16 protein-coding genes are annotated in these 18649 nt (G+C 72.3%); 3 read left to right on the top strand and 13 right to left on the bottom strand.

What is annotated here, in order from left to right; genetic code table 11:
- The first annotated feature begins 205 nt into the window (after window positions 1-205).
- Window positions 206-991 carry a S1 family peptidase gene (locus tag GSY65_RS26505; RefSeq protein WP_159773357.1) on the top strand — a complete coding sequence of 262 codons (786 nt, stop codon included), beginning with the start codon at window positions 206-208 and terminating at the stop codon, window positions 989-991.
- Between the two features lie 80 nt (window positions 992-1071).
- Here the strand turns inward: GSY65_RS26505 and GSY65_RS26500 are convergent, their stop codons facing one another.
- From GSY65_RS26500 to GSY65_RS26455, 9 genes are all read right to left on the bottom strand, one after another.
- A complete protein-coding gene (locus tag GSY65_RS26500) occupies window positions 1072-2451 on the bottom strand; it encodes a hypothetical protein (RefSeq protein ID WP_159773355.1) in 1380 nt (459 codons plus the stop codon).
- 129 nt (window positions 2452-2580) lie between these two features.
- Window positions 2581-4185 (bottom strand): citramalate synthase, encoded by a 1605-nt coding sequence (gene cimA / locus GSY65_RS26495; protein WP_159773353.1) that lies wholly within the window; start codon window positions 4183-4185, stop codon window positions 2581-2583.
- A 327-nt stretch (window positions 4186-4512) separates the two neighbouring features.
- Window positions 4513-5103: a TetR/AcrR family transcriptional regulator gene (locus tag GSY65_RS26485; RefSeq protein ID WP_159773351.1), complete on the bottom strand. Its 591-nt coding sequence runs from the start codon at window positions 5101-5103 to the stop codon at window positions 4513-4515.
- Window positions 5100-5621 (bottom strand): hypothetical protein, encoded by a 522-nt coding sequence (locus GSY65_RS26480; RefSeq protein WP_159773349.1) that lies wholly within the window; start codon window positions 5619-5621, stop codon window positions 5100-5102. Before GSY65_RS26480 ends, GSY65_RS26485 begins: the two co-directional genes overlap by 4 nt.
- Before the next feature lie 10 nt (window positions 5622-5631).
- Window positions 5632-6678 (bottom strand): agmatine deiminase family protein, encoded by a 1047-nt coding sequence (locus tag GSY65_RS26475; protein WP_159773347.1) that lies wholly within the window; start codon window positions 6676-6678, stop codon window positions 5632-5634.
- Window positions 6679-6689: 11 nt separating this feature from the next.
- Window positions 6690-8408: an urease subunit alpha gene (locus tag GSY65_RS26470; RefSeq protein ID WP_159773345.1), complete on the bottom strand. Its 1719-nt coding sequence runs from the start codon at window positions 8406-8408 to the stop codon at window positions 6690-6692.
- On the bottom strand, window positions 8405-9085 hold the full coding sequence (ureA, locus tag GSY65_RS26465; protein WP_159773343.1) for an urease subunit gamma: 681 nt from the start codon (window positions 9083-9085) through the stop codon (window positions 8405-8407). Before ureA ends, GSY65_RS26470 begins: the two co-directional genes overlap by 4 nt.
- A gap of 235 nt (window positions 9086-9320) precedes the next feature.
- A complete protein-coding gene (locus GSY65_RS26460) occupies window positions 9321-10409 on the bottom strand; it encodes a branched-chain amino acid aminotransferase (protein WP_159773341.1) in 1089 nt (362 codons plus the stop codon).
- Between the two features lie 317 nt (window positions 10410-10726).
- The gene (locus GSY65_RS26455; RefSeq protein WP_159773339.1) at window positions 10727-11770 is read right to left on the bottom strand and encodes a 3-isopropylmalate dehydrogenase; all 1044 of its coding nucleotides are present in this window, start codon (window positions 11768-11770) and stop codon (window positions 10727-10729) included.
- Between the two features lie 144 nt (window positions 11771-11914).
- Between GSY65_RS26455 and GSY65_RS26450 the strand changes: the two genes are divergently transcribed.
- Window positions 11915-13513: a purple acid phosphatase family protein gene (locus GSY65_RS26450; protein WP_159773337.1), complete on the top strand. Its 1599-nt coding sequence runs from the start codon at window positions 11915-11917 to the stop codon at window positions 13511-13513.
- 61 nt (window positions 13514-13574) lie between these two features.
- On the opposite strand, the gene GSY65_RS34370 is transcribed toward GSY65_RS26450, so the two are convergent.
- The 4 genes from GSY65_RS34370 to GSY65_RS26430 all read right to left on the bottom strand — a co-directional run bounded on the left by GSY65_RS34370 (window position 13575) and on the right by GSY65_RS26430 (window position 17247).
- Entirely contained in the window at window positions 13575-13706 is a 132-nt protein-coding gene (locus GSY65_RS34370) for a hypothetical protein (protein ID WP_005479955.1), read from the bottom strand.
- Window positions 13707-13990: 284 nt separating this feature from the next.
- Window positions 13991-14533, bottom strand: coding sequence for a GNAT family N-acetyltransferase (locus tag GSY65_RS26440; RefSeq protein WP_159773335.1), 543 nt, complete (start codon window positions 14531-14533; stop codon window positions 13991-13993).
- Window positions 14534-14649: 116 nt separating this feature from the next.
- A complete protein-coding gene (gene pruA / locus GSY65_RS26435) occupies window positions 14650-16281 on the bottom strand; it encodes an L-glutamate gamma-semialdehyde dehydrogenase (protein ID WP_159773333.1) in 1632 nt (543 codons plus the stop codon).
- A gap of 39 nt (window positions 16282-16320) precedes the next feature.
- Window positions 16321-17247: a proline dehydrogenase family protein gene (locus tag GSY65_RS26430; protein WP_159773331.1), complete on the bottom strand. Its 927-nt coding sequence runs from the start codon at window positions 17245-17247 to the stop codon at window positions 16321-16323.
- Between the two features lie 128 nt (window positions 17248-17375).
- Between GSY65_RS26430 and GSY65_RS26425 the strand changes: the two genes are divergently transcribed.
- The gene (locus tag GSY65_RS26425) at window positions 17376-18578 is read left to right on the top strand and encodes a PucR family transcriptional regulator (RefSeq protein ID WP_159773329.1); all 1203 of its coding nucleotides are present in this window, start codon (window positions 17376-17378) and stop codon (window positions 18576-18578) included.
- Window positions 18579-18649 lie beyond the last annotated feature (71 nt).

Here is an 18649-nt window from a genome sequence, read left to right as displayed (position 1 = left end):
CAGGCGGACGCAGCGGGAAATCAGGTGGCTGGTTCGGACCTCTTGCCTGAGGGGCTGCGGCGTTCCCATAATCCAGCGACAGAATTTGATCTGAGCATGCCAGCAAGCAGCGTCCCCCCGCACGGTCTCGCTTGACATGTTCGCATCAATTCTGGGTTCGTCGCACGAGTCCCCGCATGCTCGACCCCCCACGGAAGGCATCACCTTGAAGCGACTCATCACCGCCCTGAAGAGATGCGCCGCCGTCGGCGCCGCCGCGCTCGCCATCGCGAGCCTCCAGCCGGTCTCGGCGGCCCAGGCCGCCCCGTCACCGGTCGTCGGCGGCACGCGGGCGGCACAGGGCGAGTTCCCGTTCATGGTCCGGTTGTCGATGGGCTGTGGCGGCGCGCTGTACACGCAGCAGATCGTCCTCACCGCCGCGCACTGCGTCGGCGCGACCGGGAACAACACGAGCATCACCGCCACCGCCGGTGTCGTGGACCTCCAGAGCACCAGCGGGCGGGTCCAGGTCCGCTCCACGAAGGTGTACCGGGCCCCCGGCTACAACGGCACGGGCAAGGACTGGGCGCTCATCAAGCTCGCCCAGCCGATCAACCTGCCGACCCTGAAAATCGCCACGACCACCCAGTACAACACCGGTGACTTCACCGTCGCCGGCTGGGGAGCGGCCCGCGAGGGCGGCGCCCAGCAGCGGTACATGTTGAAGGCGACGGTCCCGTTCATCAGTGACGCGACCTGCCGCGCCTACGGCGGCCTCTACAGCGGCCTCGTCCCCGGCGAGGAGATCTGCGCCGGGTTCGCCTCCGGCGGCGTCGACACCTGCCAGGGCGACTCGGGCGGCCCGATGTTCCGCCGCGACAACGCCGGCGCCTGGATCCAGGTCGGCATCGTCAGCTGGGGCGACGGCTGCGCCCAGCCCAACGCCCCGGGTGTCTACTCCGAGGTCTCGACCTTCGCCTCCCAGATAGCGTCGGCCGCCGCCACGCTCTGACCGGCGCCCCCTCCGTACGACGTCCACGGGTCCGGCGCGCGCCAAGCGCCGGGCCCGTGCCCGTGCCGGGCCGGTCAGGCTCAGAAGCCGCCGCCGAAGTCCCCGCCGCCTCCGAAGTCGCCGCCACCCCCGAAGTCACCGCCACCGAAACCGCCGGAGAAGTCGTCCGGGTCGAAGTCACCGCCGGAGACGTCACCGCCGCCGTAGCCGCCGTCCGCGCCGAAGTCGCCGTAGCCGGCGCCGTAGACGGCCCCGTAGGAGGGGGTGGCCATCATGCTGCCGAGCATCGTGCCGACGAGGAGGCCGGGCAGGAGACCGCCGCCGAAGTAGCCGCCCGCCCAGGGGCCGTAGGCGGGACCCGCGTCCCAGTAGGGACGGCGGGCGCCGGAGGCCGTCTCGACCTCGCGGACCATGGGCTCCCGGCCGTCCGCCAGCCGGTCCCGGTCCGCCGCGCACACCGGGACCTCACGGGCCGCGCCGCCCGGCGGCGGGGTCCACAGGACGTCGGCGACCGACGGGCCGTGGCGGGGGTCGAAGAAGCAGGGGGCGCGGCGTTCGGGGAGCGGACCCCCCTCCCGGCGGGCGGCCAGCAGGGCGAGGGAGAAGCGGCCGTCCTCCAGTGCCTGGGTGACCGCGCGCACGTCCTCGGGGCGGGTGGCCGCCGCCATCAGCGACTTCGCCTGCTCGTAGGCGTCGAGGGCGCGCTCGTAGTCGGCGCGCATCGCGTCGTCCGCGCCCGCCTCGGCGGGGTGGAAGTCCAGCCGGTCGAGTTCCTCACCGAAGGCGGTGATGTCCTCGTCGACCACCACGCGCAGCTTCTCCAGGGCCGCGCGGCGCTCCGCCTCCTCCCGGCGGCGCCGACGGCGGACGACGGCGTACGCGCCGACACCGCCCGCTGCCACCAGCGCGCCGACCGCGGCCAGCGCGCCGACGTCCACGCCTCCGTCGCCCCCGGCGCCGCTCCAGCTCGACGGAGCCGTGCCGCCCGGGTCGCTGCGCAGGGCGTCGTCCACGAAGTCGTTGAGCTGGGCCTTGGCGTCGCCCGCGCCCTGCGCCGCGGCGACCAGGTTGGAGACGGTCCGCGGACTCAGGACGCTCGCGTCGGCCCTCGCGTCGAAGCGGTCGCCGAGGCGAATGGCGTACAGGCCGGTGATGCCGGTCTCGGTGCGGAGGTTCCGGAAGAGGTCCTGGGTGGGGTAGCCGGCCGGGAGGACGGCCACGAAGACCGGCTCGTCCGCGGCGCGGATCTGGTCGGCGAGCGCTTCGGCGTCCGACGCGGCGAGCAGGTCGGAGGCGGCCGGGTCGACGTAGACGGGGCCCTCGCGCAGGGCCGCGGCCACCGTCGAGAGGTCCGTGGCAGCGCGGGCGCCCGGCGCTCCGACCGTCAGCACCGCCAGGGCGGCGGCGATGAGCGGCACGATCAGGAGGCGGGTCAGAGACCGGACCGGTACGCCCTTCATACCTTCGAAGCTACCTCGGTCACCGGCAGAACGGAGGATCGGACCGCCCGGAACGGGTCCGGGGGTTCGGCTCCGGTCGGAGGCCGCGCCCCGGTCACACCGGGCGCGGCCGCTCGGCCCGTCGCGTGGTCACTGCGCGGGTTCGACCCCGGCCCGGAGCAGGCCGTACGTGTAGGCGTCCTCCAGGGCCTGCCAGGAGGCGGCGATGACGTTCTCGGCGACGCCCACGGTGGACCACTCGCCGGCGCCGTCGGTGGTGGAGATCAGCACACGGGTCGTGGAGTTGGTGCCGTGCTTGCCCTCCAGGATGCGGACCTTGTAGTCGACCAGCTCCATATTGGCGAGCTGGGGGTAGATCCGCTCCAGGGCGACGCGCAGGGCTCGGTCGAGGGCGTTGACCGGGCCGTTGCCCTCGGCGGTGGCGACGATGCGCTCGCTCTTGGCCCACAGTTTGACGGTGGCCTCGTTGGCGTGGCTCCCGTCGGGGCGGTCCTCGACGATGGCGCGCCAGGACTCGGTGCTGAAGTAGCGCAGCGGCTTGCCGGCCACCTCCTCGCGGAGCAGCAGCTCGAACGACGCGTCGGCCGCCTCGTAGGTGTAGCCCTTGAGTTCGCGCTCCTTGACCCGCTCGACGACCCGGCCGATCAGCTCCCGGTCGCCGCCGAGGTCGACACCCAGCTCCTTGCCCTTGAGCTCGATGGAGGCGCGGCCCGCCATGTCGGAGACCAGCATCCGCATGGTGTTGCCGACCTGCTCGGGGTCGATGTGCTGGTACAGGTCGGGGTCGACCTTGATGGCGGAGGCGTGCAGACCCGCCTTGTGCGCGAAGGCGGAGACCCCCACGTACGGCTGATGCGTGGAGGGGGTCAGGTTGACGACCTCGGCGATCGCGTGGGAGATGCGGGTCATCTCGCGCAGGGCGCCGTCGGGGAGGACCTTCTTGCCGTACTTCAGCTCCAGGGCCGCGACGACCGGGAAGAGGTTGGAGTTGCCGACGCGTTCGCCGTAGCCGTTGGCCGTGCACTGCACGTGGGTGGCGCCCGCGTCGACGGCGGCGAGGGTGTTGGCGACCGCGCAGCCGGTGTCGTCCTGGGCGTGGATGCCGAGCCGGGCGCCGGTGTCGGCGAGGACGGTGGAGACGACCGCCTGGACCTGTGCGGGGAGCATGCCTCCGTTGGTGTCGCAGAGGACCACGACGTCGGCGCCGGCCTCGGCGGCGGCGCGGACGACGGACTTGGCGTACTCGGGGTTGGCGCGGTAGCCGTCGAAGAAGTGCTCGCAGTCGACGAAGACCCGGCGGCCCTGCTCCCGGAGGTGGGAGACGGTGTCGCGGACCATCTCCAGGTTCTCCTCCAGGGTGGTGCGCAGCGCCAGCTCCACATGGCGGTCGTGGGACTTGGCGACCAGGGTGATGACCGGCGCACCGGAGTCGAGGAGCGCCCTGACCTGCGGGTCCTCGCTCGCTCTGCCGCCTGCGCGGCGGGTGGCGCCGAACGCGACGAGCTGGGCGTGCCTGAAGTCGATCTCCTTCTGGGCGCGCGCGAAGAACTCGGTGTCCCGCGGGTTGGCGCCGGGCCAGCCGCCCTCGATGAAGCCCACTCCGAAATCGTCCAGGTGCCGAGCGATGGCCAGCTTGTCGGCGACGGTGAGGTTGATGCCCTCACGCTGGGCGCCGTCTCGCAGGGTGGTGTCGAAGACGTGGAACGAGTCGTCGAGCTCGCTGGTTTCCGTCATGGTGTTCGGCTCCTGATGTCGGATCTCGGTCTGTACCGGAATGACCGGCTCCACCGTCCTCCCATCATCCCGCGCGCTGCGTTCCCGGCTGGGGGTGGGCCAGAAAAGCGAAAAACCTCTCGCGGGTGCGAGAGGTCTGCGCGCGGGTCGAGGACGACGGTGTCCGCCCGTACGTGGTCGTACGTGGCGGTCACTGCGGACCGGCGCGCCTGCTGCCAATAATCATGGCGAACGAGAGCACGGGGGCAGTCTGGCACAGACCGTCCCGGTGCTCACCGTCCGTCTCAGGATGCGAACAGCGCGCTGTGCGCGGGCGCGTGCGCCCCCTCACCCCAGGGACTCGTCCAGGAACTCCCGTACGTGGGACAGGATCCGCTCGCGGTCGGCGCCGCGCAGGCCGATGGCCACGTTGATGGAGAAGCCGTCGAGCAGGGCGCGCAGCCGGGTGGCGAACCGGTCGGGGTCGAGGGTGCGGAACTCGCCGCGCGACATGCCCTCCGCGAGCAGCGCCACCAGGTCGCGGTGCCAGGCGCCCTCGATGGCGGCCTGGCGGTCGCGGGCCTCGTCGTCGGCGTTCTGCGAGCGGTTCCAGACCTCCAGCCAGAGCGTCCAGTGGGGGTCGCGGTGCCCGTCGGGGACGTAGAGGTCGACGTAGGCGTCCAGGCGTTCGCGGGCGGGGGCGGCGCGGGTGAGGAGCCGCGCGCGCTCGGCGCCGAGCCGGCCCTCGCTCCACTCCAGGGTCCGCAGCAGCAGTTCGTCCTTGGAGTGGAAGTAGTAGAGGAGGTGGCCGCTGCTCATGCCGACCTCACGGCCGAGCGCCGCCATGGTGAGCTTCTCCAGACCCCGCTCGGCGATCATGGCCATGGCAGCGCCGAGGACCTCCTCGCGCGGCGGGGCGGTGTTGCGGCGGCGCGTCATCGGTCGGCCACGCGGACGGCGGCGGGCAGGAAGTGGGTCTCGTAGGGGCCGGTGCAGTCGGCGAACAGTGTCGCGACCACCGCGCCGCATCCTCCGCACAGTTCGTTGGGCCCCTCTCGCCCGGGCACCGCACAGCATCCGAACTCCCGGACGGCCGGGTTGGGGGACAGGTACCGCCGGGTGTCCTCCGGGTGCACCACGAGGGTGTCGCGCGGCCCGGCGGACATCAGGCATCCCGGCCCGTCGGGGTCCAGGTGGACCGCGTTGCCGGGATGGGCGACGTCCATCCACGCGGGATCGGGATGCGGAACGTACGGTGCTCCGCAGGGCAGCGGATCCACCGCGTATGTCCCGAGCGGCATCGTCGACGGGGCGCGCCGCGAGCCGTCGGGGTTCTTCCGCCCGTCGTAGAGCGGACGTTCGGGCACCTCGGGCAGCAGGCGCAGCGGCCCGGTGAGAGGCCGGTCGCAGGCGGCGCAGCGCAGGACGTGCGCGGTTGCGCTCGGTGGTGTGGTCATCCGTACGTTTCTACCGGACGCCGGCCCGTGGCTGCTGCTGGGTGATGCAGTGGATGCCGCCCCCGCCGGCGAAGATCGTGCGGGCGTCGACCAGGGTGACCGTGCGGTCGGGGAAGAGTCGGCGGAAGATCGCGGCGGCCTGCTCGTCACGGGGGTCGTCGAAGGCGCAGAGGACGACTCCGCCGTTGCACAGGTAGTGGTTGATGTAGGAGTGGTCGGACCAGCGGCCGTCGGTCTCCAGCTCGGTCGGCGCGGGGACCTCGACGACCTCCAGGCGCCGTCCGCGTGCGTCGGTCTGGGCCCGCAGGAGTCCGATGACCTCCTCGGTGATCTCGTGGTCGGGGTGGGCGGGGTCCGGCTGGGAGTGGGCGACGACCACACCGGGGCGGGCGAACGCGGCGACGATGTCGACGTGGCCCAGGGTGCCGAAGCCACCGGGCGGGTAGTCGGCGGTGAGACCGCGCGGCAGCCAGATCGCCTTGCGGGTGCCGAGCTGGGCGTGGATCTCCGCCTCGACCTCGTCGCGGGTCCAGCCGGGATTGCGTTCGGGCCCGAGCTGCACGGTCTCGGTGAGCAGGACGGTGCCCTCGCCGTCGACGTGGATCGCGCCGCCCTCGTTCACCAGCGTCGAGGCGTAGGTCCGCGCCCGGGCGAGGTCCGCCACGGACGCGGCGATCCTCGCGTCGTGCCCCCAGCGGGCCCAGGGCTGCGCGCCCCAGCCGTTGAACCGCCAGTCGACGGCGGCCAGCCGTCCCCGGTCGTCGGTGAGGAAGGTGGGGCCGATGTCGCGCATCCAGGCGTCGTCCAGGTCGCGTTCGACGGTGTCGACTCCGGGGCCGAGGAGCGCGGTGGCCTCGGCGGCCTGCCCCGGTCCGCACACCACCGTCACCGGTTCGAAGCGGCGGACGGCGCGGGCGACGGACGCCCAGGCGGCGCGGGCGGCGGCGAGGTCGCCGGGGTCGTCGAAGGTGGGGTTGGGGCCGGGCCAGGCCATCCAGGTGCGCTCGTGCGGGGCCCATTCGGCAGGCATGCGGAAGCCGTCGGCGGCAGCGGACATCGCGGGACCTCTCAGAGGAAGTACAGCCGGTTGAGGGAGACGGAGTCGGCCGGCTCGGAGCGGAGCGGCTCCCCGTCGAGCGTGACCAGGCCGGTGCGCGGGTCCACGTCGACCGAGCCGGTACGGGAGTTGCGGACCAGGTCGGCGGGGCCGATGCCGCGGGTGCCGCGCACGGCGACCCTGCGGCGGCGGGTCGGCAGCAGGTCGGCGCCCGCGTCGAGCGCGGCGCGCGCCACGAACGCGACGGAGAGGTCGGCGGCCGTGGCCCCGTGCGCCCCGAACTGCGGTCCCAGCACGAGGGGTTCACAGGCGTCGGTGGCCGCGTTGGGGTCCCCGACGACACCGTAGGCGGGGAAGCCGGACTTCAGCACCAGCTGGGGTTTGGCACCGAAGTACTCGGGGCGCCAGAGCACGATGTCGGCGAGCTTGCCGACCTCCAGGGAGCCGATCTCGTGGGCGAGGCCGTGGGCGATGGCCGGGTTGACGGTGAGTTTGGCGATGTAGCGCAGGACGCGCTCGTTGTCGTGGTCGTCCGGGGCGCCCGACTCGGCCTTCATCTTCCCGGCCATGGCGAAGGTCCGGCGCACGGTCTCGCCCGCGCGTCCCATGCCCTGCGCGTCGGACGAGGTGATGCCGATGGCACCCAGGTCGTGCAGCACGTCCTCGGCGCCCATCGTCCCGGCGCGGATGCGCTCGCGGGCCAGGGCGGCGTCGCCGGGCAGGTCGGTCTTGAGGCCGTGGGCGGAGACGATCATCCCGAAGTGCTCGGCGACGGCGTCCCGGCCGAAGGGCAGGGTCGGGTTGGTGGAGGAGCCGATGACGTTCGGCACCCCGGCCATCTTCAGCACGTTCGGCACGTGGCCGCCGCCGCAGCCCTCGATGTGGAAGGCGTGGATCGTGCGCCCCTCCAGCACGCGCAGGGTGTCCTCGACCGACAGGCACTCGTTCAGCCCGTCGCTGTGCAGGGCCACTTGGACGTCGTGCTCCTCGGCGACGCGCAACGCCGTGTCCAGCGCCCGGGTGTGGGCGCCCATGTCCTCGTGCACCTTGAACCCGGAGGCGCCGCCCTCGGCGAGGGCCTCGACCAGCGGGGCCGCGTGCGACGACGAACCCCGGCCGAGGAAACCGATGTTGACCGGCCAGGCGTCGAACGCGGCGAACGCGTGCCGCAGCGCCCACGGCGAGTTGACCCCGACGCCCCACACCGGTCCGAACTCCTGCCCGATGACGGTGGTCACCCCGGAGGCCAGCGAGGCTTCCATGATCCGCGGCGACAGCAGGTGGACGTGTGTGTCCACGGCCCCCGCGGTGGCGATGAGGCCCTCGCCGGACACGATGGACGTGCCCGTGCCGACCACGACGTCGACCCCGTCGAGGGTGTCGGGGTTCCCGGCCCGCCCGACGGCGTGGATGCGCCCCTCCCGGATACCGATCGACACCTTGCGGATGCCGAGCACCGCGTCGATCACCACGACGTTGCTGACGACCACGTCGCAGGTCTCGCGGACGGCCGCCGCCTTCAGGTGCAGCCCGTCCCGCGCGGTCTTGCCGAACCCGGCGAGGAACTCGTCGCCGTACCGCTGGGCGTCGGACTCGACCCGGATCACGAGGCCCGAGTCGCCGAGCCGGAGCCGGTCCCCGGCGCGGGGGCCGTGGGTGGCGGCGTACGCGTACGGGTCGATCGGGGCGGCTGCCGGACGGTTGGCCGGACTGCCGGCGGCGGGGGTCATCGCGCGGCTCCCAGGTATCCGCAGGCGGCGGCCCTGCGCAGGGCCTCTTCCTTCGCTCCGGGGGCGTCGAGGGGACCGTCGACGAGACCGGCGAAGCCGATGGCGACCCGCTCGCCCCCGAGGGGCAGCAGCCCCACCTCGACGCTCTCCCCCGGTCCGAACCGCACCGACGACCCGGCGGGCACGGCCAGCCGCATCCCGTACGCCTCGGCCCGCGCGAAGTCCAGGCGCGGGTTGGCCTCGAAGAAGTGGAAGTGGGAGGTGACCGAGACGGGCACGGTGGCCGTGTTGGTCACCGTCAGCCGCACGGCCGCCCGGGGGTCCGTGTGGGCGGGCCCCGGCAGCAGCGCGCCGGGCGCCCGCTCGCCGAGGCCGCCGGCGATCGGGTCGGCGACCACCGCGAGCCGGGAACCGTCGTCGAACACCGCCTCGACCTGCACCTCGGTGACGACGTCGGCGACACCGGGCAGGACGTCGTCGGGCCCGAGCACCGACCGCGCCCGCGCGATCGCCTCGTCCAGCCGCGCCCCGTCCCGCGCGGCCTCGCAGACGGTGTCCGCGACGAGCGCGGTCGCCTCGGGCACGTTCAGCCGCAGGCCGCGCGCCCGCCGGGCCCGCGCCAGCTCCGCCGCGCCGAAGAGCAGCAGGCGGTCGCGTTCGGTGGGGGTGAGTCGCACGGGCGGCACCTCCTGTGGCCGGATATTTAGAGCGCCACTCTAAACACGGAACGCGAGAACAGGGAATAGCACAGACTGCACTTACGGGAAGTATTTGAGCGACACTCAAAGCAGCGGGGCCGGCCTGACGAGGGCCCGGCATGACGAAGGCCCGGCATGACGAAGGGCCGGCATGACGAAGGGCCGCCGCGGACGTGTCGTCCGCGGCGGCCCCCTGGCCGGGCCGGTGTGCAGGTCAGGCCAGGACGTGCATCCAGCCGTGCTTGTCCTCGACCGTGCCGCGCTGGATGTCCAGCAGGGCCTCACGGAGCTTGAGGGTGACCGGGCCGGGCTCGCCGCCGGACTGCTGCCAGGAGGCGCCGGTGCGCTTGACGGTACCGACGGGCGTGATGACCGCGGCGGTGCCGCAGGCGAAGACCTCGGTGAGGGCGCCGCTCTCGGCGTCGGCCTGCCACTGGTCGATGGAGATCCGGCCCTCCTCGGCGGGGTGGCCGAGGTCGGCGGCGACGGTCAGCAGGGAGTCACGGGTGACGCCCTCCAGGATGGAACCGGTCAGGGACGGGGTCACGATGCGGTCGCCGTACACGAAGTACAGGTTCATGCCGCCGAGTTCCTCGACCCACTTCCGCTCGACCGCGTCGAGGTAGCAGACCTGGGCGCAGCCCTCGGCGGCGGCCTCGGCCTGGGCCAGCAGGGACGCGGCGTAGTTGCCGCCGGTCTTGGCGTCGCCCATGCCACCGGGGACGGCACGCACGTGGTCCTCGGAGACCCAGATGGGGACGGGCTGGACGCCGCCGGGGAAGTAGGCGCCGGCCGGGGAGGCGATGACCAGGAAGAGGTACTCGTTGGCCGGCTTCACGCCCAGGCCGACCTCGGTGGCGATCATGAAGGGGCGCAGGTACAGGGACTCCTCGCCGCCGTGCGCGGGCACCCACGCCTTGTCCTGCCGGACCAGCAGGTCGCACGCCTCGATGAAGGTCTCCACCGGCAGCTCGGGCATCGCGAGGCGCCGGGCGGACTTCTGGAAGCGCAGGGCGTTCATCTCCGGGCGGAACGTGGCCACGGAGCCGTCGGGCCGGCGGTACGCCTTGAGCCCCTCGAAGATCTCCTGCGCGTAGTGCAGGGTCATGTTCGCGGGGTCGAGGGAGAGCGGGCCGTACGGCACGAGCTGCCCGTCGTGCCAGCCGCGGCCCTCGGTCCACTTGATCGTCACCATGTGGTCGGTGAAGTGGCGGCCGAAGCCGGGGTTGGCCAGGATCGCCTCGCGCTCGGCATCGGAGAGCGGATGGGCGGACGGCTTCAGCTCGATCGTGGGCGTCGTCATGAGTGATGTCCTTCACCGGTTGTGTGTGACGGGCCGCGCTCACGTCCCGCACTGCCAGTGGCCAGTGTGAGGACGTCCGAGCATTCACTCATTCCGCGGCACCTCGTTCGATTATCGCCCGGCGGGGGGCGTGGACGAAACGTGGATGACCGTGGACGAAAACGGTGCGATGCGGCCCGGGGGATGATGGTGACACCCGGCGGGAGCACGCGGAAGCCGCCGGGTGCGATGCGACCCGGCGGCTTTCGATGGGCTCCCCCTGCTGGACCGGGGCCGCGGGGCTCCGGGTCCGGGGGAGGTGTCGAGCGCTCGGCGGGTCAGCCGGCTACTCGTACGGCGAGGGCGTCGCCGATCTCGGCCGTCGAACGGGCGGGCTTGCCCACGCGCTCCGCGAGGTCGGCGGAGACGGCCTCCTCGATCGCTGCGGCCTCGGCCTCGTAGCCGACGTGGCGCAGGAGCAGGGCGACGGACAGGACGGTGGCGGACGGGTCGGCCTTGCCCTGACCGGCGATGTCCGGGGCCGAGCCGTGGACGGGCTCGAACATGGACGGGAACTCGCCGGACGGGTTGATGTTCCCGGAGGCGGCGACGCCGATGCCACCGGAGACGGCCGCGGCGAGGTCGGTGATGATGTCGCCGAAGAGGTTGTCGGTGACGATCACGTCGAAGCGGCCGGGGTCGGTGACCAGGTAGATGGTCGCGGCGTCGACGTGGATGTAGTCAGTGGTGACCTCGGGGAACTCCTCGGCCACCTTGGTGAAGATGTTCGTCCACAGGTGGCCCGCGAAGGTGAGCACGTTGTTCTTGTGGACCAGCGTGAGCTTCTTGCGGGGGCGGGCCTGGGCGCGGGCGAAGGCGTCGCGGACCACGCGCTCGACACCGAAGGCCGTGTTCACGGAGACCTCGGTGGCGACCTCCTGCGGGGTGCCCTTGCGGATGGTGCCGCCGTTGCCGGTGTACGGGCCCTCGGTGCCCTCGCGGACCACGACGAAGTCGATCTCCGGCTGGCCGGCGAGCGGGGTGGCCACGCCCGGCAGCAGCTTCGACGGACGCAGGTTGACGTGGTGGTCGAAGGCGAAGCGGAGCTTGAGCAGGAAGCCGCGCTCCAGGACGCCGGAGGGGACGCTCGGGTCGCCGATCGCGCCCAGCAGGATCGCGTCGTGCTGCTTCAGCGCGTCGAGGTCGGCGTCGGTGAGGGTCTCACCGGTGGCGTGGTAGCGCTTGGCGCCGAAGTCGTACTCCTTGGTCTCCAGCTTCACATCCTGCGGAAGGACGGCGGAGAGGACCTTGAGACCCTGGGCCACGACTTCCTGACCGATGCCGTCACCGGGGATCACTGCGAGATTGAGGCTGCGAGACATGTGCGGCACCGTACTCCTTGTCCCACGGGATGACACGGGCTGTCCGCGATATGGACGTACCGGAGCGACGTGGGCACCGATCCGTTGACCGGCGTTCACCCGTGTGTTTGCCGGGAGTTGGCATCTGCTGGGAAGTTGCCCAGCATGACTGCGCCATCCAGGGGGACGCCCCCCGGACTCCCCGTCCCCGACGTCGGCATCCCCGAGCGGCTGGCCCGCCGTCTCAGCATGCCGGAACAGTACGAGTACCTGCGCACCAAGCTGACGCGGCGGCGCACCCTGGTGACCGCCGGGGCAGTGGCCGGCGGACTGCTGACCGGCTGCTCCGGGTCGGACGCGACGACCGGGCGGTCCGCCTCCCCCTCCGCCACGGCCACCGGGAGGGTACCGGCCTCGGCGGTCGTCCCCTTCGGCCGTCATCTCGCCCTCGGCGCCGACCCGAAGACGCAGATGCGGATCTCCTGGCAGCTGCCGGCGGCCGTCAAGAAGCCGTTCGTGCGGGTGGGGCTGCGCCCCGAGGACCTGAGCCGGCGCGTCGACGCCGAGATCCGTGACCTGTACACCCCGGAACTCCAGGGCGTGCGCCCGGCGTTCGAGCAGTACTACGTGCACGCGGCGCTGGACGGCCTGAAGCCCGGCACGACGTACTACTACGGCGTCGGCCACGAGGGCTTCGACCCGGCCGCGCCGGCCCACCGCAAGACGATCACGTCGTTCCGTACGGCGCCCGCGACACCGGAACGGTTCGTGTTCACCGCCTTCGGCGACCAGGGCGTCAGCAAGGACGCGCTCGCCAACGACCACGTGCTGCTGCGGGAGAGCCCCGCCTTCCACCTGCACGCGGGGGACCTCTGCTACGCGGACACCACCGGCCACGGCGAGAAGTCGGACTCCTACGACCCCGGCTTCTGGGACCTGTTCCTCAAGCAGAACGAGCTGGTGGCGAAGTCGGTGCCGTGGATGGTGACGACCGGCAACCACGACATGGAGGCGTGGTACTCGCCGGACGGATACGGCGGCCAGGTGGCCCGCTGGTCGCTCCCGGACAGCGGCTTCGACCCGCGCGGGGCGCCGGGCGTGTACTCGTTCGTCTACGGCAACGTGGGCGTGGTCGCGCTCGACGCGAACGACGTGTCGTACGAGATCCCGGCCAACCTGGGCTACACGGACGGGAGGCAGACGGCGTGGCTCGACCGGCGGCTCGGTGAGCTGCGGGCCGACAAGACGGTCGACTTCGTCGTGGTGTACTTCCACCACTGCGCCTACTCCACCTCACGCCACGCGTCCGACGGGGGCGTGCGCGCCGCGTGGCTGCCGCTGTTCGCCAAGCACCAGGTGGACCTGGTGATCAACGGGCACAACCACGCGTACGAGCGGACCGACGCCATCAAGAACGGCGAGGTCGGCAGGCGGGTGCCGGTCGGCGGGTCGACCGACCCCACACGGGACGGCATCGTGTACGTCACGGCGGGCGGCGGCGGCAAGGAGCTGTACGCCTTCCCGCCGGGCGTGAAGGACAGCTACGAGGGCCGGGTCCGCGACCTCGACTCGATCGAGTCCTTCCGGTGGACGAGGTCCAAGGAGCGCAGGGCCGAGGTCGTGGAGTGGTCCCGAGTCCGCTACACCGGCTTCTCGTTCCTGTCGGTGGAGGTGGAGACGGGGACGAGACCCCGGCTCAAGGTGTCCGCGCTCGCCCAGAACGGCGAGCGGGTCGATCACTTCGAGGTGCGGCGCGGCGCGTGAGCCGATGCCCCACGGCCGCGCCGCACCCCGAACGGGTGCGGCTCCCGGCTGGTGGGGCGGCTCAGTGCCCGGTGGAGCCGCCGTTGTCCCTGCGGTCGAGGGCGCGCTGGAGGGCGGCGGCGGCGTTCTTGCGGTCGGACTCGGTGGTCCGGGAAACGTGGCGGACTCGGCGGCGGACAGTCGTCTCGGCCATGGGGAATCGACTCCTTCGAGGCATTCCGGAGTACGGAAACAAAGGGCTGTGAGACGCCGGTTCGGGCGGGGAGCGGGGCCGCAGGGGTTGCCTGCCTAGGACCTCCGGCTCACGACCGCCATGCGCTGGGTCGAGCGAGACGTTCGGCTCCTACAAAGCTAAGCGAGGCCGGGGCATCTGTCTCCACAGTTAGTCGGACTTCCTACTATCTGAGACGGTGGATTGGGTCACACCCCTCTGACCTGCGTGTTCTTCCTGTGCCCCGATCCCCCGGACGGCGCGGATCAGAGCACGTCGCCGTCCCGCCAGTCGAACACCAGCTCGGCCCCGGGGTCGTCCACGGCGGCGGGCGCGGGCCACACGTACACGGACCCCTCCTCCTCGGGCAGCCGGACCACGCCGTCGGGGCCGAGCGCGCTGATCCGTCCGGCCCACACCCGCCAGCCGCGGGCGGTGTACAGGTGGGCGCCCTCGTCGCTGGCGCAGAGCGCGCCGAGGTCGTAGGCACGGGTGACGACGCCTTCCAGGGCGGCGGTGATCCGCGAACCGATGCCGGTGCGCCGCACGTCCCGGCGCACGGCCACCCCCTCGACGTAGCCGACGCGCAGCCACCGCGCCCCGTACCGGACCCGCCGCATGACGACCGCCCCGTGCCCGGCGAGTCCCCGCGCGTCGTGGACGAGCGCGTGCACGCCGCCCAGGGTGTGGTCCCAGTCCTCCGGCGAGAAGTCGCCGTCGAAGGCGTCGTGCAACAGCCCGCGTACGGCGTCGAGTTCGGCGGGGGTGAGGTCGGCGGTGTGCGCGGTGCGGAGGCCGGATGCGGTCATCACCCCATTGTCGCGGCGGCCGGGCGGGCGCGGGCCGCCGGGCCGATCGCGGGGATGTGGAGACACGACAGCGGGCCGGATCGGCGAGGATCCGGCCCGCTGCGGGGAGGCGGGGGTCAGCCCATGTGCGGGTACGTGTAGTCCGTCGGCGGGACCAGCGTCTCCTTGATCGCGCGGGTCAGGGTCCAGCGCATCAGGTTCTGCGGGGCGCCCGCCTTGTCGTTGGTGCCGGAGGCGCGACCGCCGCCGAACGGCTGCTGGCCGACGACCGCGCCGGTGGACTTGTCGTTGATGTAGAAGTTGCCGGCCGCGTAGCGGAGCTTGTCCATCGTGTACGCGGCGGCCGCGCGGTCCCCGGCGATGACCGCGCCGGTGAGGGCGTAGTCGGACACCGACTCCATCTGGGTCAGCATCTCCTCGTACTTCTCGTCCTCGTACACGTACACCGCGAGGAACGGGCCGAAGTACTCGGTGGTGAAGACGTCGTGCTCCGGGTCCGAGCACTCGACGACGGTCGGGCGGACGAACCAGCCGACGGAGTCGTCGTAGGAGCCGCCCGCGACGATCGTGCACGCCGGGTCGGACTTGGCGCCGTCGATGGCGGCCTTGACCTTGGCGAAGGCGCGCTCGTCGATGACGGCGCCGAGGAAGTTCGACAGGTCGGTGACGTCGCCCATGGTGAGGTGGTCGACCTCGGCGGCGAACTCCTCCTTGAAGCCGTCGTTCCAGATGGACGCCGGGATGTAGGCGCGGGAGGTCGCCGAGCACTTCTGGCCCTGGTACTCGAAGGCGCCCCGGGTGAGGGCCGTCCTCAGCACCGCGCGGTCGGCGCTCGGGTGGGCGACGACGAAGTCCTTGCCGCCGGTCTCGCCGACCAGACGCGGGTAGGAGCGGTACTTCTCGATGTTGGCGCCGACCGTCTTCCACAGGTACTGGAAGGTCTTGGTGGAGCCGGTGAAGTGGATGCCGGCGAGGTCCCGGTGCTCCAGGGCGACCTTCGAGACCTCGATGCCGTCGCCGGTGACGAGGTTGATGACGCCCTTCGGCAGCCCGGCCTCCTCCAGCAGCCGCATGAGCAGCACGGCGGCGTGCGTCTGGGTCGGACTCGGCTTCCACACGACCACGTTGCCCATGAGGGCGGGCGCGGTGGGCAGGTTGCCTGCGATCGCCGTGAAGTTGAACGGGGTGATCGCGTAGACGAAGCCCTCCAGCGGGCGGTGGTCGAGACGGTTCCAGACGCCGGGGGAGTTCGCCGGGGGCTGCTCGGCGAGCAGGTCGCGGGCGTACTTGACGTTGAAGCGCCAGAAGTCGACCAGCTCGCACGGGGTGTCGATCTCGGCCTGCTGGGCGGTCTTGGACTGGCCGAGCATGGTGGAGGCGGCCATGGTCTCGCGCCAGGGACCGGCGAGCAGGTCGGCGGCGCGCAGGATGATCGCGGCGCGGTCGTCGAAGGACATCGCGCGCCAGGCGGGCGCGGCGGCGAGGGCCGCGTCGATGGCGTCCCGCGCGTCCTGCTGGGTGGCGTTGGCGTAGGTGCCGAGACGGGCCTTGTGGTTGTGGGGCTGGACGACGTCGAAGCGGTCGCCGCCGCCCATCCGCCGCTCGCCGCCGATGGTGCAGGGCAGGTCGATCGGGTTCTCGGCCAGCTCCTTCAGCTTGGCCTCCAGCCGGGCACGCTCGGGTGAGCCGGGGGCGTAGCCGTGCACCGGCTCGTTGACGGGGGTGGGGACCTGGGTCACAGCGTCCATGGGTTCCGTAACTCCTTACTGAGCGGGCGGTTTTCGGGCTCAGCCCTTGCTGACCATCGAACGGACGAAGAAGCGCAGGTTGGCCGGCTTCTCCGCCAGACGCCTCATGAAGTAGCCGTACCAGTCCGTGCCGTAGGCGGTGTAGACGCGCATGCGGTGGCCCTCGGCGGCGAGCCGGTGGTGCTCGTCGGTGCGGATGCCGTACAGCATCTGGAACTCGTACTCGTCGAGCTTGCGCCCCGCGCGGTGGGCGAGTTCCTGGGCGATGGAGATGAGGCGGGGGTCGTGGGACCCGACCATCGGGTAGCCCTCGCCGTCCATGAGGATCTTCAGGACGCGGACGTACGCCTTGTCGATCTCGGTCTTCCGCTGGTGGGCGACGGAGGCGGGCTCCTTGTAGGCGCCCTTCACCAGACGCACCCGGCTGCCGTTCGCGGCGAGCCGGCGGGCGTCGGCCTCGGTGCGGAAGAGATAGGCCTGGATGACGCAGCCGGTCTGCGGGAAGTCGCGGCGCAGCTCCTCGTGGATGGAGAACATCGAGTCGAGGGTGGTGTGGTCCTCCGCGTCGAGCGTGACGGTCGTACCGATCGCGGCGGCGGCCTCGACGACGGGGCGGACGTTCGCGAGGGCCAGCTCGTGGCCGCCGTCCAGCGCTTGGCCGAAGAGGGACAGCTTGACCGACATCTCGGCGCGTTCGCCCAGCTCCAGGGCGCCGAGGCGGTCGATCAGCTCCAGGTAGGCGTCGCGGGCGGCGGCGGCCTGCTCGGGGCGGGTGATGTCCTCGCCGACGACGTCCATCGTCACCTCGAGGCCCGCGGACGTGAGCGCCTCGACGACGGGGACGATGTCGTCGACGCCTTCGCCGGGGATGAAGCGGTCGACGACCTGCCTGGTCACGGGCGCGGCCGAGATCAGACGTCGCATCCGGTCGCTGCGCGACGCGGCGAGAATCACGGGACCCAGCACGGGGCACCTCCACGAACCAGCAGACAGAACCACCGTGAAACCTAAGGATCCCCCCGTCCGCCGGCCATCGACAGCTGTCACGCATCCGTGCCGCCGATCTCAGACAGATGTATGAAGGAGGCCGCGGGATGGGGGAGAATGCCCTCGTGACGCCGGACGCCGCATCGTTCCACCACGTGGGTGACTACCAGGAGCTCGTCGACGAGATCTCGGCGCTGCTCGGCGCCCCGGCAACGCTGGAGAACCGCGACTTCGAGCTGATCGCGTTCGGCGCGTACGACAGCGAGGGCGACCTCGACCCCTCGGCCCTGGACCCGGTCCGGACCCGCTCGATCCTGACCCGCCGCTCGACGACGGCCGTGCGGGAGTGGTTCGAGGGCTTCGGCATCACCCGGGCGACCGCCCCCGTCCGCATCCCCCCGACCCCCGAGGCCGGCGTGCTCCGGGGCCGCGTCTGCCTCCCCGTGCGCCACCGGGGTGTCGTCCTCGGCTACGTCTGGCTCCTGGACGGCGACCCGGGCCCCACCGACGCCCAGCTGTCCGCCGCCATGGCGGTCGCCTCCCGCATCGGCGCGCTCCTCGCGGACGAGGCGCAGGCGGGCGCCGACCTCACCCGGGAGCTGCGGGCGGTGCTCACGGCCGGGCCCGGCTGGGAGCGGGACATGGCGGTGGCGGATCTGCGCGCCGCCCTCGGCCCGCGCGGCGACGGCGTCCACACGGTGGTGTGCGTGGCCCCGTGGCCGTCGGCGGACCCGGACGACGCCCCGTCCTTCCGTACGGTGCCGGGGGCGACGGCGCTGTGCACGGTGCCGTGGGGGGCGGCCGGCCAGAGCCTCGCCCTGCTGGTGCGGCTGCGCTCACCGGACGTCGCGGCGCCCGCGCTCACGGCGGCCGGCCGGCTGCTGGAGCGGGCGGGCGCGCGGGCGGCGGCCGGGGTCGCGGGCGCCCGGACGGGCCTCGGCGAGCTGGGCACCGCGTGGCGCGAGGCGTCGGCGGCGGCCCGCGCGGCACGGGCGGAGCCCCGGCTCGGCCCGGTCGCCGAGTGGCGTTCCATCGGCCCGTACCGCCTCCTGACCTCCCTGCCGCCGGGGGCCCCGCAGGACCCGGCGGTCCGGGCGCTGCTGTCGCCCGCGCACCGCGAACTGGCCCGCACCGCCGAGACGTTCCTCGACTGCGCGGGCCAGGCGGGCCGTACGGCGGCGGAGTTGGGAATCCACCGCCAGACCCTCTACTACCGCCTCTCCCGCGTCGAACAGCTGACAGGCCTGGACCTGGACGACGGCGAGGACCGGCTCCTGCTGCACATGGCGCTGAAGGGGGCGCGGCTCTGACGGACCTGTGGTGCCGAGGGACGGCGTTCAGCAGGAGATCGTGACGGTTCTCCGCCACGAGTTGCTCGCGA

It is taken from the genome of Streptomyces sp. HM190 (assembly GCF_009857135.1).
Taxonomy (GTDB): Bacteria; Actinomycetota; Actinomycetes; order Streptomycetales; family Streptomycetaceae; genus Streptomyces; species Streptomyces heilongjiangensis.
This window is presented reverse-complemented; position numbering and strand designations above follow the sequence as displayed.